Source organism: Thalassotalea nanhaiensis, assembly GCF_031583575.1.
Lineage (GTDB): Bacteria > Pseudomonadota > Gammaproteobacteria > Enterobacterales > Alteromonadaceae > Thalassotalea_A > Thalassotalea_A nanhaiensis.
In genome coordinates this window covers 2,700,575-2,726,070 of the sequence record NZ_CP134146.1, presented here as the reverse complement: position 1 = coordinate 2,726,070, position 25,496 = coordinate 2,700,575, and the positions used below count along the sequence as shown (strand labels likewise).

Below are 25,496 nucleotides of genomic sequence, written 5' to 3'. Positions count from 1 at the left end.
TAAACCAGTGCAACATAAAATTAACAAGTAATGGATTGTTTAGTAATGTAATAGTTTGTAACCTTCAGATTAATATAGATTTATTATTCTTAGAATAAACTTTCATGTCGGTAGTTGCCTGTTTGAATTTTTTGGGAAGCGTTACTTTAATAGCACACAAGCAAGAGTTACTTTATAATTACGCATTAGAAAATATAATGAATAAAAACAACTTAGCCTATGTCTAATCGACTACCACCTCTTAATGCACTAAAAGCCTTTGAAGCATCCGCACGTCTGTTGAGCTTTACAAAAGCGTCTGCAGAGTTATTCGTCACTCAAGCTGCAATTTCTCATCAAATAAAATCGTTAGAAGCGCATCTTGGTTTAAAGCTGTTTATGCGAAAAAATAGATCTCTGTTACTCACCGAAGAAGGTCAGTCTTACTTTTTAGACATAAAAGATATTTTTGTTTCTCTGCATGACGCAACACAAAAGTTATTAGCAAAAAGTGAGAAGGGGACGATAACCGTTTCTATTCAGCCAAGTTTAGCCATTCAATGGCTAGTGCCACGTTTGACTGATTTCAATAAACATCATCCAGACATTGATGTACGAATTAAAGCGGCTGATAACGACGATGACACGCTCACCAGTGATGTTGATGTTGCATTTTATTATGGGCGTGGTCCATGGCCTAACGTAGTCTCAGATAAAATATTAACTGAATATTTAATTCCAGTTTGTTCGCCGTTAATGCTGACAAGTGAAAGGCCAATAGTTAACGCTGCTGATTTAGAGCATCATACGCTATTGCACGATTCATCAAGGAAAGATTGGAAACGGTGGTTTAAAAGTATAAATACTCAAACAAGCAATCTAAATCAAGGACCGATATTTAGCCATTCAGCGTTGGTTATGCAAGCTGCAATTCATGGCCAGGGTGTCGCACTAGTAAATAACATCTTGGCAAAACCAGATATTGAAGCTGGTCGTTTAATTGCACCATTTTCTCATGTATTAGTGAATCAGGATGCATTTTATATTGTTTGTAGAGATGAACAGCTTGATACGGGAAGAATTAACCAATTTCGTCAATGGGTATTAAACACTATTGCTGTAGAAGAAAGTGACATAGAGAATGGAGAAATAGGGTAATGCCAATTACTGATGACTTATCAATTCAACAAAATTTGGTTGATGGTGCTGTTGCAACCTTGATATTTGCCCATGGTGCAGGCGCGAATATGGATAGTGCGTTTATGACCGAATTTACTCAGCTGTTAAACGAACGTGAGATAAACGTAATACGTTTTAATTTTCCTTACATGCAACAACGCTTAATTGATGGTAAACGACGTCCACCAGGAAAAATGGATGTATTGAAAGAAAGTTATATTGAACGAATTAAGCAATACTCTGCAGAGCTACCTTTGTTTATCGGCGGTAAATCTATGGGGTCTAGGGTAGCCGCTATGGTTGCCGGTGAAGAAAAAGTGAATGGCGTTGTGTGTATTGGTTATCCGTTTCACCCACAGAAAAAACCAGAAAAACTCCGTTTAGAGCCTTTGCAGGAAGCTGATAAGCCAGTTGTAATAGTGCAAGGTGACAGAGATCCTCTAGGTAATAAAGCCGATATTTTGGATTATGATTTAGCAAATAATATTACTGTTCACTTTGTTGAGGATGGCGATCACGATTTAAAACCAAGAGTAAAATCAGGTTTTACCCATTTTCAGCATAAAATAACCGCGGCTAATGTAATAAAAGCTTTTATAAAGGAACAAAGTTAAATGTTAATGCGTATTTTATCTACATTTTCTGGCATAATAGCCGCCGCTTGCGTGCTACTGTCGGCATGGTTGTCTCACGCAGGAGATAAGCTATCCTTACATCAGGTAAGTAATTTAGAAACCGCATTATTATTTGCATTTATTCATAGCATTGCGATATTTATTGCGGTGCTTTTATTTAACCAAACTAATCAAAGGCTTTGCCAATATGCAGCAAGTTTGTTTGGTTTTGGTTTATTAAGTTTTTGTGGCTTAATAATTTTAAGAACATTTATATCTATAGGCATGCTCTCGAAACTGACCCCAATGGGCGGAGTAGCGTTTGCTTTAGGTTGGATAGTACTTGGTGTAGCCAGTGCTAAAACTAGTCCTAACATCATAGGAAACAAAGATTAATGACCGCGATTGTCCTTTATTGTCGACCAGGTTTTGAAAAAGAATGTGGCGCTGAAATTCAAGAGAAAGCAGCCTGGAATGAAGTTTATGGTTACATCAAAGTGTGTAAAAACCAGGGCTTGGTTTATTTCCATTTACATGAAAGTAGCGACGCAGATAAGTTAATTCAAAAGCTGCCTTTAGCGCGCTTAATTTTTGCTCGCCAATGGTTTGTTACTTTAGGTGAGGAAGTAGAATTACCTGCATTTAACCGCGTTGAGGCGATTAGTGAAGCGCTGGGTACTGATTTTCATTATGAAGAAATTCGTATGGAAACAACCGATACTAACGATGGTAAAGAACTGTCTAAATTCATTAGAAAATTATCGGTTCCGCTAAGACAAAATTTGCGTAAATCTGGTGTGCTGGCAGCGAAAGAGCAGGGCAATGATGCGCGTGGCGCAACAATTTTGCACGCCTTATTCATGTCAGGGCAACAAGTGCAATTGGGTTATTCTTACGTCTCAAACTCATCAGAACATGTGATGGGTATACATAGACTAAAATTTCCAAGTGCGTCGCCAAGTCGCTCTACATTAAAGCTTGATGAAGCATTTTTATATTTTATTCCTAAAGAAGAACATGAAACTCGTCTCGCTGGCGGTTTAAATGCTGTTGATTTAGGTTCAGCGCCTGGAGGTTGGACTTATCAACTGGTTCGTAGAGGCATGATGGTTAAAGCTGTTGATAACGGCCCTATGGATGATGACTTGATGCAAACCGGGCAAGTTAAGCACTATCAGCAAGATGGCTTTAAGTGGCGCCCTCGTAAAAAGAACAATTATTGGTTAGTGTGTGACATGATTGAAAACCCAACTAAAGTTGCCAAACTCATGGCTGACTGGGTGGTTGAAGGTGACTGTAAAGAAGCAATGTTTAATTTAAAGCTTCCGCCTACAGCTGGACGTTATCAACTAGTGATGAAAAACTTACAAATAATAAAAGACACATTATCTGAACACAGCATTTGGTATGAAATGTACGCTAAGCATTTATACTATGATCGTGAAGAAGTGACTGTGCATTTACGTGTGTTAGGTAATAAGTAAAACTAGAGACGAGATTAATAGATACGAGAGACGAAGAGCGTTTTATCGGTATCGTTTTTAAACATACTTTATAACAATACTGCCCTTAGCTTCTCGTTTCTCGCTTCTAGAAGTACTTTAAACGCGCAGCGGCTGAATGTATGTTCTCGTTTATAAAAAAGGAGCCGCGGCTCCTTTTTTACAACCTTTCTAACAACGCTTCAGTAAAGTCGGTAGTACCATGTTCGCCGCCTAGGTCACGAGTAGTGCGATCACCAGTCTCTATCACATCGGCAATTGCATCACGAATTAGAGTAGCTTTATCATCCATCCCCATGTATTCAAGCATTTGAATTGCCGCTAAAATAACTGATGTAGGGTTAGCCAGGTTTTTACCTGCAATATCAGGAGCACTGCCATGAACAGCTTCAAAAATTGCACAGTCTTTACCAATGTTGGCCCCTGGCGCCATGCCTAAACCGCCTACTAATCCTGCACATAAGTCAGATAAAATATCACCGAACAAGTTCGTTGTTACAATCACGTCAAATTGTTCTGGATTCATCACAAGCTGCATACAGCAATTATCGACAATCATTTCTGTTGATTCAATTTCAGGGTAACGGCTAGCAACTTCACGAGCTACTTTTAAAAATAAACCCGACGTAGACTTTAAGATATTTGCCTTATGCACAGCTGTAACTTTTTTACGGCCTTCTTTTATCGCAGTTTGATAGGCAAATTCAACAATACGTTCAGCACCTTCACGCGTAATTAAACTCATTGCCTCTGCGGTTTCACCGTCAGCGGATACTGTTTGACCAAGACCTGAGTACATACCTTCAGTGTTTTCACGTATCGTTAAAATATCAATATTGTCATAACGGGCGCGGGTACCCTTGAATGATGTTACTGGGCGTAGGTTTGCGTATAGTTGGAATTTTTTACGAAGAGTAACGTTTATAGACGTAAAGCCTTCGCCAACAGGAGTGGTAAGAGGCCCTTTGAGGCAGATCTTATTTTTTTCAATAAGCGTTAATGTTTCTTCAGGAACAAGGTCACCGGATTTTTTGAAAGCGGTTAAACCAGCATCTGAAAATTCGTAGTTAAAGTCACATCCAGCTTTGTCTAGTACTTTAATACATGAATCGATAATACTTGGGCCGATGCCATCGCCAGGAATAATGGTGATCGTTTGCTGAGTCATAAAGTTTGCCTATTAATAACATGTGCTAAATAAATACTTCGGGTATAAAAAAACGCCGTTTAAGTACGGCGTTTTATATCATGGCTATACTTTCATATCTAGTCACTTTACGTAAATTTGCATATGTTTTTACGGATTTTAAGCGAAATTAGACTAAAGTATGAGAAGATTAAGACCCTGCTCCAATGTTATTTGAACATTTCAAATGATGTTACTCAATTGCTTTTAACTGTTTATAGTCTAAATATGCACTTTCGCCGATCCCAACTAAAATATCATCTTTGAATAATAGTGGGGTGCATTCATCTTGAGTTGTTATACCATCAGAATGTTTATGTTGCGTCCTAAAAAACATGACTTGATAGTTACCAGTTTTAACTTTTTTTGCTTCAGTTAAATCAGGGCTACCAATATCCATAATTATTTTATCAAGGTTGGCGCTATCTAGTTTTAATTTAGCAATATACTGGCGGTTGAAGCCCTCGCGCTCATCCCACTCCATTTTTACTGGGGTGTCTTTATAGAAATGCATTACCGCAGCGGCAAAAATGCCATAAATAATAACTGCGATGACAATACGCGAAACTACTTTGGTGTTCATAACAATCCTTGCAAAAAAATATAAACTTTATTATTACATAATTATAAAAAAATGATTATAAATTATATGATGATAATAGGGTTAAAAAATTGTAACAATTTTTTAACTGGCCTCATTATGTAAACGAATATCTTTAAGGTTAAAGCCTAAAGGTATGTCTTTTTTCAAATTCAGAAGTTGTTGGCTTAATTCAAATTGCAATTCAGTATCAGCGAATTTTTTAGCAACTGATTTTTTTAAGTCTGTAGCTGCGAGTATTGCTTTTAAAGAGCCGTAGTTATTTAAAAGTTCTGCAGCTGTTATTTGTCCTATGCCTGCGACGCCCGGGATTTTATTTGTTGTATCTCCGGTTAATGTCCAAAAGTCGATGAGTTGTGAGGTTTTAACATTGAACTTTTGTTGCACATATTCATCATCAAAATAACGTTTTTTAAAATAGTCATATACCTGAACATGATGTCCGAGTAACGGTAAAAAACCTTTGTCAGTAGAGATAATCGTTGTGTTTTGACCATTGAGTGCCATTTTTACAGCTAATGTAGCAATTAAATCATCGGCTTCATCCTGCTCAGACTCAAGTGAATCTACGCCTAAAGCTAAAAAACTGTCCTGCATTGCCGACAAACTTTCAGCAAGATGCTCTGGCATTTTCTTACGACCTTTTTTGTAGTCGGGAAAAATTTTATAACGCCAACACAAACCTTGGCAGTCAAATACTGCTAACGCATGACTTGGTTTATGTTCTTGAATAATTTTTTGCAGGGCTTTAGTCGCTGCAGTTTTGGTATTGTGGATAATTTGTTGTTTGGTTTTATCTGACAAATCGCCATTTAACGGGTACAACCGTTCTTGCGCAGCATGTATTCTGCGGATCAAATTCATGGCATCAATAAGAACTAAGTGAGCTTGCATCGTATGTATTTTATTTTTGTTATTCTGAAACGATTTTATAACAAGGTGTATATTTACCTTGTAACTTCATCCTTCCCTGCTTAACAAAAGATGATAACAGGTTATCCATGTGAGTCATAATTTCTTTATCGCCAGATATCTCATAAGGACCGTTTTTTCGAATATTTTTAACCCATTCTGGCTTCACATTGCCCGCGACAATGCCGGAAAATACTCTTCGTAAATTTGCCGCCAGTACATTTACCGGTAACTCTTTACTTAAACTGATTTGAACCATATTTTCATGAGTTGGTTCAAATGGCTGTTGAAATTGAGCTTCTATTTCTAAAGTCCAGTTATAGTGATAAGCATCACCAACCGCTTTACGGTAGCTTATTACTGAGCTTATTTGGTCTTTTAGATATTTCGCCACTTGTTCGCTGTCGTCAATAATAATTGTGTATAATTGCTGCGCTTCAGGACCTAAGATTTCACCAATAAATCTATCTAATGCATTGAAATATTGTTCTGCGCCTTTAGGGCCTGTGAGCACAATCGGTAATTTTTGCAGTTTATTTTCTGGGTGCAATAAAATCCCTAATACAAACAACAACTCTTCAGCTGTTCCAGCCCCCCCAGGGAAAATAATTAAACCGTGGCTTAAACGAACAAAAGCCTCTAGGCGTTTTTCAATATCAGGCATGATCACCAACTCATTTACAATGGTATTTGGTGGCTCAGCAGCAATAATACTGGGCTCAGTTAAGCCTATATAGCGGCCAATGCCACTACGTTGTTTAGCATGGCCGAACGTTGCACCTTTCATTGGACCTTTCATTGCCCCTGGACCGCAACCCGTACAAATATTGATATTGCGAAGCCCGAGTTGGTAACCTGTATCTTTAGTGTATTTATATTCATCCTGATTTATAGAGTGACCACCCCAGCATGTGATAACCCCTGGATCGCTATCGAGCTTTATCGCGTCGGCATTACGAATAATATCAAAGACAATGTGGGTGATTAAGCTTGATGGGCGTGGTGGTGGGGTAGCCAAATACCTGCTTGAAATAAATAAAATGTCACGCAAAACAGCCGATAATTGTTCTTGAATACCTTTAATTATTTTACCATCAACAAAGGCATGTGCTGGTGGGTTAATTAATCGTAATTTCACCCCTCTCTCACGCTTTAACACTTGGATATTAAAGTCTTTATATGTTTCATAGATGGCTTCCGCATCGTCTGTTGTGCTGCCTACATTTAGAACAGCAAGAGAGCAGTTACGATAAAGTTGATAAAGTTCACTATTAGCAGAATGCTGAAGTTGATCGACTTCAAGAGGAGAAAGTTGGCACATATTGCCTACTGGGTTTAATTCAATTTGCATAAGCTACCTCGAAAATGACAATAGATAATTAAAGTTTTTATTAAGGAAAATAACAACTTAGACAATAAAATGGGTGTCTATAGTTTGAGTGTAGTCTATAAAGGAGCAGATAAAAAGGTGAGCAAGGAGAAACGTAGAGCAGTCATATAAACGAAGTAAGAGTTTACATGACTGTTATCGATTCTAGGATTATTGTCTAAGCGTTCTATTTAGTGGCGCAGAGATATCTTCGCTGCTTCTAAATGGGTTAATGTCTAGTCCACCTCTGCGAGTGTAGCGTGCAAATACAGTAAGTGATTCCGGCTTACAAAATTCCATTATATCCGTGTAGATACGTTCTACACATTGCTCATGAAACTCATTATGCTGGCGAAATGAAATTAAATATTTAAGCAACAATGCGTGATTAATTTGTTTACCGGTATAAGAAATATAAACACTACCCCAGTCTGGCTGGTTGGTGATTAAACAGTTAGATTTTAATAAATGACTTACCAAATACTCGCTTACGCTATCTTCAGGTGTAGACGGTACAGCTTGGGTTAAAATATTCCGATCAAACTCATAGTTTTCAATAGTAATATCGATGTCATCAATTTTAACAGCATCTATTTTTTTAATCGCAAGAGCTGGGCAGTTATCAACCTCAAATAATGTTACCTTAACCGGAGCGTTTGCTGTATTTGTTAAATCGTTAACAAGAGTTTTTTCAACATCCTGCCATGAGTCAAAACAGCTCTGATTGAAACTGTTCAAATACAACTTGAATGATTTAGACTCGACTAAATTTTCACTTGTACAGGGTATACGAAATTCGGCTACCGCGACCACTGGCTTACCATTCGGCTCAAGCCAAGAAAGCTCATAACCATACCAAACATCTTCACCATAAAAGGGTAAAGAGTCTTGCAGGTTTAAGTCATCTCTATTTAATGATCTTGGCACGCCTTGCAACAGCTCTGGCGCATAATTACTTTTATATTCAGTACTTTTTCCAAGTAATAAAGACTTTAGTTCGGTGGCATTGTCGTAGTGAGTCATATTCTCTTTTTGCTTACTTTCATAGAAACAACATAATATACTGTGATGTAGCAGCATAACATTAATTAAATTTAAGGCGTATTTTACCTGATGAATACCACAGCGCAAAGCATTGACTTAGCTATTAAGCAGTTAACAGAGCAGTTCAAACAACATTGTATTAAACAAACAGGTAAATTACCTAGTGTTGAGCACGATAGTAGTTGGCCATCGCCATGTGAAACCGGTGCAATAGATGCGGATGGTTTTATTCATTGGCAGCCGGTAAACATTGATGAAGCTTTAGATTTTAAAAATGTTGAACAAGCTCTTGGTTTCACTATTCATCCAGATGTTCATACGTATTTTAGTCAAATATATTCAGAAGCTATTCCAGCAAGCTGCAGTGAAGGCAACTTAGAGTTACTGTTTGCATGGAATAAAGATGATTATGAGCGTTTACAACAAAATATCATTGGTCATGTACTGATGAAACAAAAGTTAAAACAAGAAGTAACCATATTTTTTGCGGTAACAGATGAAGATGACATTAATTTAGTCATTAAAAACGATAGTGGTGAAGTTTGGGTAGAGCCGGTTGGCTGTGAGCCCTCTAAGTTAATAGCGTCTAACTTAACTGAATTCATCAATAGCTTAAGCTTTAAAAGCTAACAAGCAATCACTTCAATTTAACAAAGCCGATATAAATATATCGGCTTTTTTGTTCAGGGATGAACTATATGCAGAAATGCCAAGGATGGCGTACTTTCTGCTTTGTTCCAGGGATGAACTATATGCAGAAGTACCAAGGACCGCTTTTTAACATCCGTGTTTCAGCGACATATACAATATCCCTATTGAAAATGGCGTACTTTCTGCGTAATTAACTTATTTTAGCTTTTAGGCGTTCTATTTCAGCTTTTAGAGGCGTTATTGCCTGTTCAATTAATGATTCAACTTCAGCCAATGTAAGTGTGTTCTCATCGGCCTTTCTTGGCGTTTTAACTTCAGGTGTGCTTGTTTCTGCAATTTTAGGATTGTTCTGCCAAGACTGTAAGCCTTTAATGACTTTGGCCAGAGGTAGGCTTTGCGTTAATCTTGCTTTAATTAAGGCAACGGTTGGTGTTTTATTTTCAGCGGCCAGTTGTGCGGCTATTTGGTATATTTCGTGATCTGAGCTCATTTTTTACACATATATTGTTAAATTGAATAAATAGTAGCGAAAATAGCTAATCAAGTCATCCTGTATTTTTATGTTATGTTTAAAAAGCCTTTAATAACAATTGGTTACAAAGTTGGCAATGTATTTGCTTTATAAACTTTAACTTTTAACAAATAATGAAATTAACTACAATTTTAATAAATTATAAAAATTTAACTTTATAGAGGGAATCCCATGAAAAAATCTTTAGCAACGTTACTACTTATTGCTCCACTTACCTTAGGTTTAACCGGTTGCATCATTGTTGCCGATGGCGATGGTAAACATGGTAGCTTTATTTCTGATCATGAAGATCGAGAGTTTGAGAACCGTAAAAAAATTGCTCGTCTAGAAAATGGCATGGGTTATATAGCAGCCCAAGATTATCTAGGCGTTCCAGATTTTAATGAGCGTTATGAAAAAGATGGCGAAACAATTCAAGTGTTGTTTTATCGTACGAACAGAGTTCATTCTGACAGCATGACAACAAAAGATGAGTGTACGCCACTTATCTTTAAAGCGGATAAATTAGTAAGCTGGGGCGAAAGCGCATATAAAGAGCTTTAATTAACCGTAACCATATATTGGCTAATATCGGTCCCAACCCTGATATTAGCCAATTTAATGTTTAACGGAGTAAAGTATTCAGCACATCTACTATTTCACTCCAATCAGAATCCAATTGAAGCGCATCAGATAAAAAACTAGCCTGAGAATTATTCCAAAAACTTGCGTCAGCTAGGTTAGTATTAGCATCTAAGCCTTTATGCTTATTAATAAATGTTTTTATTCCACTGTCTGTTGCATCTAATCCAAGTTGTGCAAACAAGCCTTCTAAGTTGTGTGATGACAAGTCCAAGCTTATAACTCCCCAAAGTTAATCAGTTATTTCAGTATAGCTTTATTATTTATTTGTAAAACAAAACTGAATAAATAATCAGCAACTTTAATTGACTTAAATTCAAATTAATTGATATGGTGGTTTTTCAGCGAAAAAGTATCTAAAAAAACAATCCTCAAAATAGGGGAATAGATGCAACAATAATAACAACAAATACGCTGCTAAGTTACCAAACAAAAGTTTAAAAGGGCGAGTTATGAATGATGTAAAAATCGCTACTGATTGCGAGATCAGAGCCGCTTATTTGACAGCTCCAGAGCTTAAACTGGCGGCGTCACTAATCTATCAGGCTTACCATGATGATCCTGTATTTCTGGATATTTTTTCTGGTTCAGGTGATTACGAACAAAAGCTAAGAGCTTCCATTAGAGAAGAGTTAGCGGCTTTTTGGCAAGCAAAACAACCAATATTAGGTATATACCTTGGAGAAGCACTGGTTGGTGTTGCATGTTTACACAGTCCTGCCGGTGGGTTTGGCTCGGATCGTTTCTGGCATTGGCGTTTAAAAATGATGCTTAGTGCGGGTTACGTGAGTACCAAGCAAATGATCCAAAAAGAAGAGCAAATTATTGCAGCCGTGCCAATGGATTGCTTCCATATCCTATCTTTTATTGCCATACACCCGTTACATCAGCACCATGGTTTTGGTCATTATCTAATGGCTGCGGTTAATGCTGTGTTTGAAGATGAAACAGAAAGTGAAGGCGTGGCTATCTATGTAACTTCTGATAAATACAAAGAATTCTTTAAGGAGTGTGATTACGACACAATTAAAGAAATTACGGTGGGTAATGTTACTGGTCCATTAATGGTTCATTATAAAGACTCTAAATAAGACCAAGTGATGAAAGAGAAAAAATTTAAAACGTTCAAAGAGTTTTACCCGTTTTATCTATCTCAGCATAAAAATACTGTTTGTCGTAATTTACATTACATTGGCAGTATTTTAGTGTTAAGCATGTTGGCATTCAGTCTTTTTACTCAGCAATATGTGTTGTTGTGGTCTTTACCGCTAATTGGTTACGGTTTTGCTTGGGTAGGGCACTTCTTTTTTGAAAAAAACAAACCTGCTACTTTCATTTATCCTCTGTACAGCTTTATCGGTGATTGGGTGATGCTGTTCAATTTTTTACGCAATAAAAAACACTTTTAACTACAACTAGTTAATTTTATTGATCTACATTAACTTTATTTCATCTAATTTCGAATAAGTTTGAATCGCCATATTTAAAGATGTATTTTAAATGCATCTTTAATTTGATGCCATGGTAATTTCAAATGCACATAACTCGGTACACTGATTATTCGCTGCGAGTATTAATATACTTGGCGATAAACTCAGAGCAACTTGTGACGATTAATGATATTGCTAAAAGTTACAACATTTCTAAAAATCACTTAATGAAAATTGTTCAGCAACTTAACCTAAAGGGTTACTTGCTTGCTATACGTGGCAAAAATGGTGGTATCAAACTGAACAAACCTCCCGCTTTGATAAACATAGGTGCTTTGGTACGAGAGCTGGAAGATTCGAATAAGCTGGTGGAGTGCTTTGGTGAAAACAATCAATGCGTTATAACGCCGGGCTGTCAATTAAAACAAATTTTTGCCCAAGCACAACAAAGCTTTTATCAAACTCTCGATAAATTTACTTTATCTGATTTGGTAGGCGCTGATGACCAGAACCAATTAGGCAATCTTCTTACTTTAAAACTTGCTTAAATATTTATTGCAAAAATCATCCTTCGATAGGACTTCAATTATGATTAACATAGCAAATACTAAAACCTCTTCAACAGAGCAAAAAAACACTCCAATGGCATTTCTTGAGTTGGCATTTCGTCCATTTTTTTTATGTGCATCCTTCTTTAGCATCATCAGTTTATTGCTTTGGGGCGCAATGTTGAATGGTAGCTTTACAGCTGATGTGTACGGTGGGGCATTATGGTGGCACAAGCATGAAATGTTGTTCGGTTTTGTTTCTGCCATTATCGTTGGTTTTTTATTAACAGCAGTGCAAAACTGGACAGGGGTACGCAGTTTAAATGGCAAAGGTCTATTAGGTTTGTTCATTCTCTGGTTGCTAGGCAGAGTCTTGTTTTTAATGCCAGTTAATCTCTCCCCCTGGTTTATTATTCTTGTTGATATTACTTTTTTACCACTTGCTGCTGCTGCACTTGCTTACCCTATAATTCAAGTAAAGCTGTGGCGAAATCTAATGTTTATCCCAATTTTGTTAATAATGACATTAATCAATATTGTCATGCATTATTCTATCGTTTCTCAATCACCTCAGTTAATGAACAACGCAAGTACAGCAATGGTGCTATTAGTTACCTTGATTATGACTATTATGGGGGGGCGTGTATTTCCAATGTTTACGGCCAACGGTACCCAAACACCACGTGTGAATGCAGTTGGTTGGCTCGAAAAAGTGGTCATAATCACCACCCTGGTAGCACTAATTATTAGCTTTAATATTATTGATTTACCAACAGAGTTTAAAGCAGGTATCTATTTTATCGCTGCAGTTGCACATGCTGCTCGAGCTTTTCGTTGGAAAGTATGGGTGACCTTAAAAACACCATTGGTGTGGTCACTACATTTTAGTTATTGGTGTATTGCCATAGGCTTGTTGTTATTCGGTGTCGCTGAGCTTAGTGCCACGGTAAGCCAATCACAAGCGGTTCATTTACTCACTGTTGGCGCTATGGGAACTATGATTTTGTCGATGATATCACGAGTATCATTAGGCCATACTGGCAGAGCTATAGTCGCAAGTAAGTTGATGACCTTTGCTTTTATTACAATTATTTTATCGACAATTTTTAGAGTGTTTGGCAGCTACTTTTTAACCGATTACAGTCAAGTTATTAATACCGCAATTGTGTTTTGGGTAATTGCTTATGGCTGCTTTGTTTATATTTATTTACCAATATTGACCAAAGCCAAACCAGGTTATTGAGTCCTTTAGGTTTAATGTAGATTACTTTCTTTATTTTTAGGTTAATTGTGAAATATGACTTCTATAGAACCAAATAATTCGCTAGCTATCTTTCCAAGAAAATGGAGTGAACAAGAAGCTGGCAGAGTACCAGGTAATATTCCTATTTGGGTAGGTATACTTTCGGAATTAACCGAATTTGGTATATTTTTTATTGCCTATTTTATTGCTAAATATAACTACCCAGAGGTTTTTGCCACAGGACCGTTAAGTTTAAATACGCCAATAGGGGTTAGTAATACCGTTATTTTACTGACAAGTAGCTACTTTATGGCAAAAGCCATGAGTAATATTCGTAAGAATAATTTCAAAAAATGTGAACGCTATCTTTGGTACACATTTATTTGTGCGTGTCTGTATTTATGCTTTAAATCCTATGAATTTTATTGGAACGACTTACAAGGTTTCAGTACCAAAACCAGTGAATTTTTTACCGTTTATTATTACATGACATTTAATCACTTTTTACATGTTGGTTGGGCTGCTTGTGCCATATTGTGGGTTATTTTTAGATTACGTAGTGGCGCATATTCGGCAAAAGAGTACGCTGGATTAGAAGCGCTGGCGGTTTATTGGCATATGATCGATTTGATGTGGATATTAATTTTTCCGCTGTTATACGTATTACATTAGGGGTGAACCGATGAAACGTTTTGGTAAACTTGAGTATTACTGGGTTGCATTAATTGCGATAACTTTTAGTAACACGATTTTAGGGGAGGGCTTTGACTCTACTGTGTTTATAACAACTTTTATTGCATTAACAGTAATGTATAAAGGGCTAGTAGTGATTGACCACTTTATGGAGTTAAAAGAGGCAAATAAATACTTAAGGTTAATGATGCGGACTTATTTTTTTATTTTTCCTTCTTTAATTATTGTTTCAGCTTTTTTTTAACGCAGAAGTAAAACTGACTTTTAATAAACGTTATACGAATAACTTTTAATTTTGTTGAATAACTTTTGCTAATATTAGGTAAACGTACTTAAACACAGATATTTCGCCAATTTATATAATTAATTCAAGACTATTGTCGCGAAAACAAGGATAATTCCCCACCTATAAAGATCAATCCGCCGATCGTAAGTATTTAGTGACTCCTAAATAAAGAGACTAAACTCTTACTATTGCAGCATACAATTGTGGACACTATCCAATGGAAATCAAAGTTAATTTTCTCGACAACCTTAGACTTGAAGCAAAGTTTGATGATTTTACTGTCATTGCTGACCAGCCTATTCGTTACAAGGGGGATGGTTCTGCCCCCAGTCCTTTTGATTATTTCTTAGCTTCATCTGCACTTTGTGCGGCTTACTTTGTAAAGGTGTATTGTAAAGCTCGAGACATTCCTACTGAAAACATCAGATTGTCCCAGAACAATATTGTAGATCCACAAGATCGCTACAACCAAATTTTTCAAATTGATGTTGAGTTACCAGAAAGTATCTCTGATAAAGACAGACAAGGTATATTAAGGTCGATAGATCGCTGTACGGTTAAAAAAGTTGTGCAAACTGGACCTGAGTTTAAAATCGAACACGTTGAAAACCTCGATGAAGATGCACAAGCCATGATTATGGGACAACCAGATGGCGATGCCAGTACTTTCATACTGGGTAAAGACTTACCACTTGAGCAAACCATTAAAAACATGACAGGTATTTTGGCAGATCTTGGCATGAAGATAGAAATCTCTTCATGGCGCAATATCGTTCCTAATGTATGGTCTTTGCATATACGTGATGCCGCTTCTCCAATGTGTTTTACTAATGGTAAAGGCGCAACTAAAGAAAGTGCACTTTGTTCTGCGTTAGGTGAGTTTATTGAACGCCTGAACTGTAATTTCTTCTATAACGACCAGTATCTAGGTGAAGACATTGCTAACAGTGACTTTGTTCATTACCCAAATGAAAAATGGTTTAAGCCTGGAGCAAATGATGAGCTGCCATCAGGCATCCTAGATGAATATTGTCTGGATATTTACAATCCAGACGATGAACTTCAAGGATCTCATTTAATTGATACTAATTCTGGTATGGCCGAGCGAGGTATATGCTCTATACCGTATGTACGCCAATCAGATGGTGAAACCGTATATTTTCCATCGAACTTAATTGAAAATTTATTCTTAAGTAATGGTATGAGTGCCGGCAATAACTTGCATGAAGCAGAGGTGCAATGTCTATCAGAGATTTTCGAACGCGCTGTTAAAAGAAAGATCATCGAACAAGAAATTGTGTTGCCTGATGTGCCGCAACAGGTGTTAGAAAAGTATCCAAGTATTTTAGCCGGTATAAAAGGGTTAGAAGAGCAGGGCTTCCCTGTAGTGGTAAAGGATGCTTCATTAGGTGGTCAATTCCCGGTAATGTGTGTCACTTTAATGAACCCAAGAACCGGTGGTGTGTTTGCATCGTTTGGTGCTCACCCTAGTTTTGAAGTAGCGCTTGAACGAAGCCTTACTGAACTACTGCAAGGCCGAAGCTTCGAGGGTTTAAACGATGTACCTAAGCCAACGTTTGATAGCTTAGCAGTGTCTGAGCCTGAAAATTTTGTTGAGCATTTTATCGATTCAACTGGTGTTATTTCTTGGCGCTTCTTCAGTAATAACTTTGATTATGAATTTTGTGAGTGGGACTTCTCTGGTAGCAATAAAGAAGAAAACGAAAGCTTAATGGCGATTCTAAAAGACCTTGGCAAAGAAGTTTATATAGCTGTATTTGATGGTCATGGCGCTACAGCTTGTCGTATTTTAGTACCAGACTATTCAGAAGTTTATCCTGTTGAAGATCTTATTTGGGACAATACCAATAAGGCACTGAATTATCGCGAAGATATTTTAAACCTGCATGAATTGAGTGATGATGAGCTCGAAAGTTTATTGGAACGATTAGAAGATAGTCAGTTGGATAACTACATTGATATCAGGACATTGATAGGTATTGAGTTTGATGAAAACACAGTGTGGGGACAACTGACTATTCTGGAACTTAAAATACTGATTTACCTAGCCCTAGGTGTTCTTGAAGAAGCACATGAACTGGTTGGCGAGTTCTTGCAGTATAACGACAATACGGTAGAACGTGGTTTGTTTTATCAAGCCATGCATGCTGTACTTGAGATAGCCTTAAATGAAGAATTACAGTTTGAGCATTTCCATGCAAATTTAAATCGTATGTTTGGCGAAGAAACCATGAAAAATGTTATTGGCTCGGTTAATGGTGAAGTGAAATTCTTTGGTTTAACCAAAACAAGCATGAAGCTGGAAGGATTAGATAAGCATTTAAGGTTAATCGAAAGTTACAAGAAACTTCATCAAGCCCGTGCAGCAAAAGCGATGAAGTAACAAACTAACGTATTTTAAAAAGCTAACTTCTGATCCCAGAAGTTAGCTTTTTACTACATGTATGCTTCACAGGTAAATAGGACAACTTTTAACGTTAATACTGTTTGTTATTCATCAAATTATCGAGTTGTTCAACTCTTTCTCATTAATTAATGAGAAAGAGCTTTCCCTAATAGAATCTCTTCCATACAAACTATCAGTACCTCCAAGCCTGATCAATACTGATAGTTTTCTTTATGTCAGGTAGTTTTAAGCATTAATTTCGCTCCTAAATAGAATAGCGATGCTCTACATAAGTTCAATTATCGGTGTGTTTGGTACCTAATCATGGCCTTACACTATTAGTCACTACAGCTTATTCTCAAGATTCCCGCCTTTACCAATAATTGCTATTGCAATTGAGTTAAATCATGAAGCAATCCGCAGTTAACATCATTGCCAGTAGCACCATAATGTCTTGTTTATTTTCTAGCATCTAACAATTAGGAGTGACCTCACATTTTATATTGCAATGTTAATTATTTGTAAATTTAATGTGGGTGATGCTATTGTTTAAACACGATTTTTAGTAGTGTAAACGACTGCTATAAGCGACAAAGAGACCTTAAGAGTCATACTGTGGAATTCAAATGAAAATAAAAACTGCATTAACCAAACTTATCTTACCTGTCGTTGTTAGTTTACTTATAACTACGGCAATAGCTGCGCAAAACCAAACTGTTGACCAAGATTCAAACACTGTTGAGGAAAACTCACCTCCAAACAATATTCAAGAATTGCAGGAGGCTATCGCAGAACTCATTAAGAAAAATGATTTACCAGCTGTTGGTATAGCAATGATTGATGAGACAGGGCCGGTTTGGGTGGGAGCTCTGGGTAAAGCTAATCTTGAAAATAATATTACAGCTGATGAAGACAGTATGTTTAGAATTGGTTCAATTTCTAAAATGTTTGTCGCTTTATCTGTTCTTAAATTGGTAGAAGAAGGCAAGCTAGATTTAATGGACAAAGTGGCAGAGTTAGTCCCCGAGATCGAGTTCGAGAATAAATGGCATGAGACATCTCCTGTGAGGGTAGTTCATTTACTTGAGCATACTACCGGCTGGGATGATATTCATTTGCCGGAATATGCGCATAATGACCCTACACCAGCTACCTTAAAACAAGCGTTAGACTTTCATCCTCATTCAAGAGTCTCAAGGTGGGAGCCGGGGACGCGCTCTTCATATTGCAACTCAGGGCCTCCGGTTGCGGCCTACATAGTAGCAAAAATTACTGGAACTGGATTTGAGGAATATGTAAAAGCCAATTTCTTTGATCCTATTGGCATGAGTACAGCTACATATTTTTTGAACGATGATGTTATCAGTAAAGGCGTAACTCTCTACAATAATGGCAATGAACCTCAAGATTACTGGCATATTTCTATGCGTCCTTCTGGTTCTATAAATGCATCTTCATTGGACATGTCAAAATTTCTTCAATTCTTCATAAATCGCGGTTTAGTTGAAAGTGAACAACTGGTATCAATTTCATCGCTTAAACGAATGGAGCGAGCAGAATCTACCAATGCAGCTAAAATTGGCCTGCAAGTTGGTTATGGACTTAATAATTATTCATCTGTCCATAAAAGCTGGGTATATCAAGGGCACAATGGAGGGGTAAATGGCGGGCTTGCAGAGTTAGCCTATATACCCGGTGTTAATGTTGGCCATGTGATAATGGTTAATTCCGGTGACTACGGTACTTTTAAAAAGATTTCTAAATTAGTTAGCGACTATGAAACTCGCAACCTGACTACGCCAGATATACAACCGAATGTCCAAATTACAGATGCCCATAAAAAAATAGAAGGGCTCTACTTTCCGATAAACTCTAGACAACAAGCAAATTACTTTATCGAACGAATAGCTAATATCGAGGTTCTCAGCTTTGAAGACAATCACTTGGTGAGGAAACCTTTATTAGGTGGGAAGCCGACAAAGTACTATCCTGAATCGCCTATCCTGTACAAATCGTTTAAAACTGGACTTGTATCACTGACTCTAGCTGAAGACCCAATCGCGGGAGCCGTCGTGCATGCCACTAATCGAGTATTACAGCCTATCAATCCATTAGTCGCTTATGGTCAATTAGTAGTTGCAGTTATTTGGTTTATATCAATTGTTAGCTCAATTTTATATGTGCTTGTTTGGGGAATAAGAAAACTGAATAAAAAAATCCCAAGTGGCGCGACAATTAGTATACGTTTATGGCCACTATTATCAGCGATTTCTATTATTAGTTTTGTTGTGCTATTTAGCCTTGGGGCAAGTTCTCCATTCGAATCATTCGGTGTCCCATCACTTTATTCAGTAGGGATATTTATTGCGACGATTGCTTTTGCTGTGTTTTCGATTTTGGGTTTTTACACCACAATTAAAGAGCGTGCTACACAGATGAACCGTGTTAATTATTGGTATTGCGCGATTTCTTCGAGCACACACTTTTTAGTGACGATTTACCTTTTTTACTTTGGTGTAATAGGCTTAATGACTTGGGCTTAAATCACAGTAAATGTGAATTACGTTAAAAATTTTATTTTTGTAAATATAAACCCTGCTTCAGTTCGAAATAGAATATGTATTGAAGCAGGGAACAAGCATTCAAATGTCTTCTTTGGGGAAGTGAATATGTTGTTTTATTAAAGTATCAGTTAAAACTGATGTGATGCTTTGAAACTCATAAATCAGCTGAACTGCCTCCAATGTGGCATAAGAAATAGTTGGCTTGAAAGAGAACCTCTTACCGAAAGACATTTCCCAAATTCTATCCGTATGGCTATATGCCTATAAACGTGTGAGATATATCTCACAGCGCTGTGGGATAAACATATTAGTTTTAGCTGTTATTTTTTTACTAATACTCACAAACCCTTATAAATTAAGCCCTTAAAAGATATTTGAAATATTTCATTAAAATAGATAGTAAATTTTTTAATTTTACGGGTTTTGAAATGTAACCAATTTGTTAATATTTATCATGTCAGGAGACATAGGGTTTAGGACGAACCGGCAAGGATGCAATTATTTATCGTTAATCGCATTGATGGTGATAACGTTATGGATAGCTCGCTATACAGTATGGATATTGTTTTTACATTAAATTGGACTTTAATGTGACATAGCTTAAAGCTCACAGGATTGAGTATTTCAGGATGAAAGCATGGAGCAAAGGGAAATAAGGATTTTAAATCGCGTGGGGCGGTGATGAATGGATTATTTTAGGACCCAACTCAAGCTGGAAGCTTAAAGTTATTTTTAAATGAGACACAATGGTGTCTCATTTTTTTTTGCTCAGAGAAAAGCTATATGCAGAAAATAAATGGATGGCGAATAAAGGGTTTACACGGAGCCATAACCAGGAATTGTCATGTGCTCGAATAAACTCAGAGTTTATTCGTGGCAACTCAATAGTTAATGCTAAGTTTTTTGTCTACATTAACAAAACAATCGCTCTAATATCTGTAGACTTGAACTTGTTGTACGTTATTTCAACTTACATTCATCAGTTTATATTCAATTTAAATTGTAAAAATGTTCAATATTTTTAGTCTCTTAATTTGATCTTTTACATTAATCAGCCATAATTTTAGTTATGGAGTGAAGGACAATTTTAGAGGGATTTTTATGCTGAGACATTTTTATGTTTGTGATGATATGGGCGACTTAAAGCTTATATCTACAGAACTTGAAAACAATGGTTTTACCAAACCACAGATCCACCTTATCTCAAAAACTCAAGGTACTCACCACCTCGATACCTTTATGCCAATTAGCGATGAAATCTTTAAATCCTTACTATTAGGTAACTCTAACCTTTACCTTGCAGTATTTATTGCGGTATTAATCACTATATTTCTATATATTTATGGGTTTATGTTATTGAGTATTGCTTGGTTTTCAACCGCGGTAGTTGGGCTGTTTTTTGCCTTTTTTACGAATAAAGAACATGACTTATTTCTAAATACTAACAATACGGTTGATCCTGAAATGATCAAAAATGAAGTTGAATCAGGTCGCTACGTTTTATTAGTTGAACTTAACAATCGACAAGAGCCCCAACTTAAAAAAATAGTGACTAAACACCCAGAACTCAAAGTAGCTGGAAATCACGAAGTTTTTCTTAACTGACCCTGTTTATTCTTTCATTGGCATTATTGCTTTAAGTAATTGCTGAGCATTTTCAAAATCATAGTCGGTTACTGATAACGCAATTAACTTAAGTTGCTTTGTTATCGACCTGTCGAGTTGAAATGCTTGTAATTCATTTATTAAGTCTTGCGCTTGAGTATCAAAGTTACTGAGCAATTCATCTAACTTTACAAATTGCTGAGTTAGATCGTCATCCGAAATTTTTAATTTATTACTATGTTCTTTATCCGTTATTGGTAAAAGTTGCTCAAGGCTTGCTAAAACAGTGCGTAGTTGTGTCATTAAATGTTTAAAATGATGATTAATTATTTTTTCACTTTCATTTTTTGCGCAAGATAATTCTAACGTTTCAGCGGCAGATTGAACTTCTGTAGCGCCAATGTTGCCAGCAACACCTTTTAATGTATGAGCACAAAGTGTTGCATCACTATCGTTTTTATTTACTTCAAGCGCTTCTGTAAATCGTTGCTCAAAGTCGAGGTTAGTTTCTCTAAATTTTACTAAAAGTTTATGATAAAGCTTACTATTACCCTGAGTAATTGACATGCCTTGTTTAATATTAATACCGGTTAATGAATCAGGTATTAACGATTGTTCTGCTTCATTGTTATCCGCTAGTACTTGTTCTCTTTCTATACCATCTATGTTTACCTTAGGGACAATCCATTTCGCCATAGTGGTGAACATATCGCGTATATTGATAGGCTTTGAGATATGATCGTTCATACCTGCTGCAATTACTTTTTCTTTATCGCCAGCCATGGCGTTCGCTGTCATCGCTAAGATAGGTAAATCTTTAAACTGCTGCTGTGCTCTAAGTTGTTGGGTGGCTTGATAACCGTCCAGTACAGGCATTTGACAATCCATCAATACACCATCAAATATTTGTTTTTGTAAAATATCAATTGCCTCTTGGCCATTATTGGCAACGACAACACTCATGCCATTTGTTGTCAGTATCTCGACAGCCAACTCCTGGTTTATCTCATTGTCTTCAACTAATAACAGGTGGGTACCTTTTAAATGCTTCAGCACTTTATCAGATACTTCAGAACGGCTTTGTTGTGAGCGCTTCTTGATCTCATGCCCAAGCGTTAGCATTATTGCTTCATATAAACTGGATGCGGTGACAGGCTTTGACAGTACGTTGTTTATATTCGCTTTTTCTGCGGCAATAATGGCTTCTTCTTTACCGTAAGAGGTTGCCATTATAAAGTCTGGCTGTTTACTGATACTCTCATGGCTTTGTATTGCTTGAATGGCTGATACGCCATCCATTCCCGGCATCTTCCAGTCCATAATAACCAGTTGATACGGGACAGTATCGTTAGCTTCTACTATCGCTTTAATAGCTTTATTACCGCTATTAACACTGTCAACATCAAAACCAAAACTAAGTAACATCGACGACAAAATTTCACGGGCAGAGCTATTATCATCAACCACTAGTACCTTTAACGTTTCTAACTCTAAAGTTGCATTAACTTGATGATTTTGTTGCACCTGTTGTTTTTCAAACACGGCAGTAAAGTGGAAAATACTGCCTTGACCCTCCGTAGAATCAACACCTATTTCACCTTGCATTAATTCTGTTAGTTTTTTACTGATAGCCAGACCAAGCCCTGTCCCGCCAAACTTACGAGTAGTAGATGTATCTGCTTGTGAAAATGATTGAAAAAGTTTCTTTTGTTGCTGCTTATTAATACCAACACCAGTATCACTTATTGCAAAGCGTAGCGTCACTTGATTATCATCTTCTTCGATAATGCGCACACTAAATATAACTTCGCCTTCTTCAGTGAATTTTACTGCATTGTTACCTATATTCACTAATACTTGACCAAGTCTGAGAGGGTCGCCAATTAAAGCGGTGGGAATATCATTTGGAATATCAAATAAAAGCTCTAAGCCTCGATCTTCGGCATTAAACCCTACTAAATTTGCCAAGTTATCAAATACATCCTCTAGTCGGAACTCGATTTTCTCCATATCAAGTTTACCCGCTTCTATTTTAGAGAAATCTAAAATATCGTTAATGATGCCAAGCAATGATTCAGAAGAACGGTGTACTTTTTCAATATAGTTTCTTTGCTTATTATCAAGGTCGGTTTTTAATGCCAATTGAGACATACCAATAATTGCATTCATTGGGGTTCTTATTTCATGCGACATATTGGCCAAAAAGTCACTTTTAGATGCACTTGCTTGCTCGGCTAACACCATGGCATGTTCTAGCTTGTCTTTTGTTGACTCGATAACTTGTTTCTGATTTTCTAGATCTTCTGCTTGTAGTTGGCTTTTAACGAGTAAACTTTCTGTATTGCTGCGATGACGGGCACTCAATATTGCGATTGCGATACTTTCCTCAACGATAGTTAACATTTGCTTATGTTGTTCAGTAATTGGTGTTAAAGAGACAAGTTCAATTACTGCGAGTAATTCATTCTCGTAAATAAAAGGAAATATAATTAAGTGCTGAGCATCAGTGTTACCCATTAACGAGGTTACGTTAAAATAATTCTCTGGCAGTTCATTGATTATGATCGGTTTTTTATCAGTAAGGACTTGTCCTGCAAGACCTTGATTTTTTCCAATAGGCTGATATTCATTTTCGGCTTTATCTAATGCATAACCAGATAAAAATTCAAGGGTTTCATCTTTATCATTGTAACTGTAACAAACGCCTCCATTCATATTCATGTGCTGGCAAAGTGCGGTAATAATGCTACTTGCTAACTGCTTTTCAGATAAATTACCTCTAGCCTCGTTATTTACAATATTTTGACCGGTTTTGTACCAGTGTTCTAATGTTGTTTTTTCAGCATTTTCTTGTAGCGTTTTGGTCATTCTTGCTAATGACTGCATAAGAATATCTTTTTCAGATCGCGCCGTTATATCTATGCCGTAGTTACCGCTGGCAATGATATCTGCTTTGTTTGCAATGGCTCTCATATCGGCAATCATTGTATTGAGCATGAGCGATAATTCATCTTCATCAGATTGGGCTTCAACATTAATATCTACTGCCCCTAAACTGATTTCTTTTAACGCTTTTTGTTTTGAAAGCAAACTCTTCAACATCATTTGAAAAGACTCGCCCAGTGAATCTTTGCTCGATAAAAGGGAAACTTTGGTTGATAAGTTACCACGAGCCACATTTTTAGCAACGTCAGCTTTTAGAGCTAAACTGGCTAAGAATCGATTAAAAGCAGCAGAAATTAAACCCACTTCATCTTTTGCGTTATTTTCAAAACGTAATGATAGATCGCCTGTTTGTTGAACATTTTCAACGACGCTTACCAAACCCTTAAGAGGTTTTGTTATAGCTCTAATTATCATCCAGCCCATAAGAATAGTAAGAATTAACACAATTATTGAAGTAAAAATAACCGTTTCTACACTTTCATTATTACGCTTTTGAACAATCGGACCTAACGTGTCTTGATCGTCTTTAAGTGAAAGTTTTATTTGCTCAGACAGTTCGGCAATTTTTTGATCCTGAGGTAACATTTCTTTATCAATCAACTCATTACGAGTAACGATGGTAGTTACCATCTCTTCAAAAGCCTCGAGGTAAAGTATTCGAGCATTAATAAATTCTGCGAGCAATAGTTTACGGTTAGGGTTATCAATGTTATCGATAATATTTTGTAAGGTGTCTTCAAAGCCATTTCCTAATTCTTTACGTACACGTACCACATTAGCGTTTTTATTTTTATCTAAAAACTTTAATACATAAAGACGACCAAGTAATACACCCCCTAACGCTTTTCCTGCATGATATGACGCTGTAGCATCTTGATCTTCAAATGCAGAAACCATAATTGATTCAATGTTTTTACGCATACTGATCCCTTGTGGATCTAGACGCTGATTTAAAATAATGTCTCGTTGGCGAATGAGTTTGAACACTTGCTCTGAAGCACTTCTGTATAGGGCAATACTGTTTACTAAATCTATACTTAGCGCTTTACGGCTTACATCATTCATTATTTCTTGTTGTGCAACGGCGAAACGATTTGCTTGGGTTATACGGTTCTGGAAAATCTCGTAATATGATTCATCTCGGGTTTTGATAAAGTTTCCTGCCGCTCTTGATGCCATTAGCATATTGGCCTGTACCCGACCAGATAGCACACTTTTTCGGGCAAAATCACGATATGAGGTAAAGTCTGCGCTACTCATTTTCAGATCTTTTATTGAAAGGCCTACACTGAAAAGCATAATGAGGAAGATAGTGGAGAAAACAAGCGTCATTTTAGCGCCAATATTGAGTTTAGAGAGCATTGAGCATTACCTAAGACTGGAATACTTAAAAGATATACCCTTTTTACATATTTTTAAAGTTTGTAACGCATTGTTTTCGATAATGATTCGAACGGTAGGGGAGTGCTGATCGTTTAGACAAATAAAAAGCTGCGATATTTATATCTTCGCCTTGCTATCAATGCCTAAGCTAGGCTTAGGCATTCTCGGTTATTCTTTTGCATTGACGAGGTCCTTGTTCCC

At 36.8% G+C, this 25,496-nt stretch carries 23 protein-coding genes; 15 read left to right on the top strand and 8 right to left on the bottom strand.

What is annotated here, in order from left to right; translation table 11 throughout:
• The first annotated feature begins 219 nt into the window (after positions 1-219).
• Genes RI845_RS11855 through rlmM form a run of 4 tightly spaced genes read left to right on the top strand, consistent with a single transcriptional unit; the run spans position 220 to position 3,256 of the window.
• Positions 220-1,137, top strand: coding sequence for a transcriptional regulator GcvA (locus RI845_RS11855; protein WP_348386375.1), 918 nt, complete (start codon positions 220-222; stop codon positions 1,135-1,137).
• Positions 1,137-1,772 (top strand): alpha/beta family hydrolase, encoded by a 636-nt coding sequence (locus tag RI845_RS11850; protein ID WP_348386374.1) that lies wholly within the window; start codon positions 1,137-1,139, stop codon positions 1,770-1,772. The genes RI845_RS11855 and RI845_RS11850 overlap by 1 nt, the downstream gene beginning before the upstream one ends.
• Positions 1,773-2,168: a DUF423 domain-containing protein gene (locus tag RI845_RS11845; RefSeq protein WP_348386373.1), complete on the top strand. Its 396-nt coding sequence runs from the start codon at positions 1,773-1,775 to the stop codon at positions 2,166-2,168.
• Positions 2,168-3,256, top strand: coding sequence for a 23S rRNA (cytidine(2498)-2'-O)-methyltransferase RlmM (gene rlmM / locus RI845_RS11840; RefSeq protein ID WP_348386372.1), 1,089 nt, complete (start codon positions 2,168-2,170; stop codon positions 3,254-3,256). Before RI845_RS11845 ends, rlmM begins: the two co-directional genes overlap by 1 nt.
• Positions 3,257-3,434: 178 nt before the next feature.
• Here rlmM and RI845_RS11835 read toward each other — a convergent pair whose 3' ends face one another.
• From RI845_RS11835 to queF, 5 genes are all read right to left on the bottom strand, one after another.
• Complete coding sequence (locus RI845_RS11835) at positions 3,435-4,442, bottom strand: isocitrate dehydrogenase (RefSeq protein WP_348386371.1); 1,008 nt, start codon at positions 4,440-4,442, stop codon at positions 3,435-3,437.
• A 211-nt stretch (positions 4,443-4,653) separates the two neighbouring features.
• Positions 4,654-5,043, bottom strand: a complete 390-nt coding sequence (locus tag RI845_RS11830) for a DUF3192 domain-containing protein (RefSeq protein ID WP_348386370.1) — start codon at positions 5,041-5,043, stop codon at positions 4,654-4,656.
• A 102-nt stretch (positions 5,044-5,145) separates the two neighbouring features.
• Complete coding sequence (xni, locus tag RI845_RS11825; protein ID WP_348386369.1) at positions 5,146-5,955, bottom strand: flap endonuclease Xni; 810 nt, start codon at positions 5,953-5,955, stop codon at positions 5,146-5,148.
• A gap of 19 nt (positions 5,956-5,974) precedes the next feature.
• On the bottom strand, positions 5,975-7,324 hold the full coding sequence (ppnN, locus tag RI845_RS11820) for a nucleotide 5'-monophosphate nucleosidase PpnN (protein ID WP_348386368.1): 1,350 nt from the start codon (positions 7,322-7,324) through the stop codon (positions 5,975-5,977).
• Positions 7,325-7,513: 189 nt separating this feature from the next.
• On the bottom strand, positions 7,514-8,365 hold the full coding sequence (gene queF / locus RI845_RS11815) for an NADPH-dependent 7-cyano-7-deazaguanine reductase QueF (protein ID WP_348386367.1): 852 nt from the start codon (positions 8,363-8,365) through the stop codon (positions 7,514-7,516).
• A 90-nt stretch (positions 8,366-8,455) separates the two neighbouring features.
• Between queF and syd the strand changes: the two genes are divergently transcribed.
• Positions 8,456-9,016 (top strand): SecY-interacting protein, encoded by a 561-nt coding sequence (syd, locus tag RI845_RS11810; RefSeq protein WP_348386366.1) that lies wholly within the window; start codon positions 8,456-8,458, stop codon positions 9,014-9,016.
• 211 nt (positions 9,017-9,227) lie between these two features.
• On the opposite strand, the gene RI845_RS11805 is transcribed toward syd, so the two are convergent.
• Entirely contained in the window at positions 9,228-9,527 is a 300-nt protein-coding gene (locus RI845_RS11805) for a hypothetical protein (RefSeq protein WP_348386365.1), read from the bottom strand.
• A 213-nt stretch (positions 9,528-9,740) separates the two neighbouring features.
• On the opposite strand from RI845_RS11805, the gene RI845_RS11800 reads away from it, so the two are divergent.
• The gene (locus tag RI845_RS11800; protein WP_348386364.1) at positions 9,741-10,112 is read left to right on the top strand and encodes a DUF3192 domain-containing protein; all 372 of its coding nucleotides are present in this window, start codon (positions 9,741-9,743) and stop codon (positions 10,110-10,112) included.
• 61 nt (positions 10,113-10,173) lie between these two features.
• On the opposite strand, the gene RI845_RS11795 is transcribed toward RI845_RS11800, so the two are convergent.
• Complete coding sequence (locus RI845_RS11795) at positions 10,174-10,404, bottom strand: DUF2789 domain-containing protein (RefSeq protein WP_348386363.1); 231 nt, start codon at positions 10,402-10,404, stop codon at positions 10,174-10,176.
• Between the two features lie 238 nt (positions 10,405-10,642).
• Between RI845_RS11795 and RI845_RS11790 the strand changes: the two genes are divergently transcribed.
• From RI845_RS11790 to RI845_RS11750, 9 genes are all read left to right on the top strand, one after another.
• The gene (locus RI845_RS11790; RefSeq protein ID WP_348386362.1) at positions 10,643-11,281 is read left to right on the top strand and encodes a GNAT family N-acetyltransferase; all 639 of its coding nucleotides are present in this window, start codon (positions 10,643-10,645) and stop codon (positions 11,279-11,281) included.
• Between the two features lie 9 nt (positions 11,282-11,290).
• Positions 11,291-11,599 carry a DUF962 domain-containing protein gene (locus RI845_RS11785; protein ID WP_348386361.1) on the top strand — a complete coding sequence of 103 codons (309 nt, stop codon included), beginning with the start codon at positions 11,291-11,293 and terminating at the stop codon, positions 11,597-11,599.
• A 125-nt stretch (positions 11,600-11,724) separates the two neighbouring features.
• Complete coding sequence (locus RI845_RS11780) at positions 11,725-12,168, top strand: RrF2 family transcriptional regulator (RefSeq protein WP_348386360.1); 444 nt, start codon at positions 11,725-11,727, stop codon at positions 12,166-12,168.
• Positions 12,169-12,208: 40 nt separating this feature from the next.
• Complete coding sequence (locus tag RI845_RS11775) at positions 12,209-13,411, top strand: NnrS family protein (RefSeq protein ID WP_348386359.1); 1,203 nt, start codon at positions 12,209-12,211, stop codon at positions 13,409-13,411.
• A gap of 54 nt (positions 13,412-13,465) precedes the next feature.
• Complete coding sequence (locus RI845_RS11770; RefSeq protein ID WP_348386358.1) at positions 13,466-14,083, top strand: cytochrome c oxidase subunit 3 family protein; 618 nt, start codon at positions 13,466-13,468, stop codon at positions 14,081-14,083.
• A 10-nt stretch (positions 14,084-14,093) separates the two neighbouring features.
• Positions 14,094-14,348 (top strand): cytochrome C oxidase subunit IV family protein, encoded by a 255-nt coding sequence (locus RI845_RS11765; RefSeq protein ID WP_348386357.1) that lies wholly within the window; start codon positions 14,094-14,096, stop codon positions 14,346-14,348.
• Between the two features lie 259 nt (positions 14,349-14,607).
• On the top strand, positions 14,608-16,794 hold the full coding sequence (locus RI845_RS11760; RefSeq protein ID WP_348386356.1) for an OsmC domain/YcaO domain-containing protein: 2,187 nt from the start codon (positions 14,608-14,610) through the stop codon (positions 16,792-16,794).
• A gap of 629 nt (positions 16,795-17,423) precedes the next feature.
• Positions 17,424-19,340 (top strand): serine hydrolase domain-containing protein, encoded by a 1,917-nt coding sequence (locus RI845_RS11755; RefSeq protein ID WP_348386355.1) that lies wholly within the window; start codon positions 17,424-17,426, stop codon positions 19,338-19,340.
• A gap of 1,122 nt (positions 19,341-20,462) precedes the next feature.
• Complete coding sequence (locus RI845_RS11750; RefSeq protein WP_348386354.1) at positions 20,463-20,966, top strand: hypothetical protein; 504 nt, start codon at positions 20,463-20,465, stop codon at positions 20,964-20,966.
• 6 nt (positions 20,967-20,972) lie between these two features.
• On the opposite strand, the gene RI845_RS11745 is transcribed toward RI845_RS11750, so the two are convergent.
• Positions 20,973-25,274, bottom strand: coding sequence for a response regulator (locus tag RI845_RS11745; protein WP_348386353.1), 4,302 nt, complete (start codon positions 25,272-25,274; stop codon positions 20,973-20,975).
• Positions 25,275-25,496 lie beyond the last annotated feature (222 nt).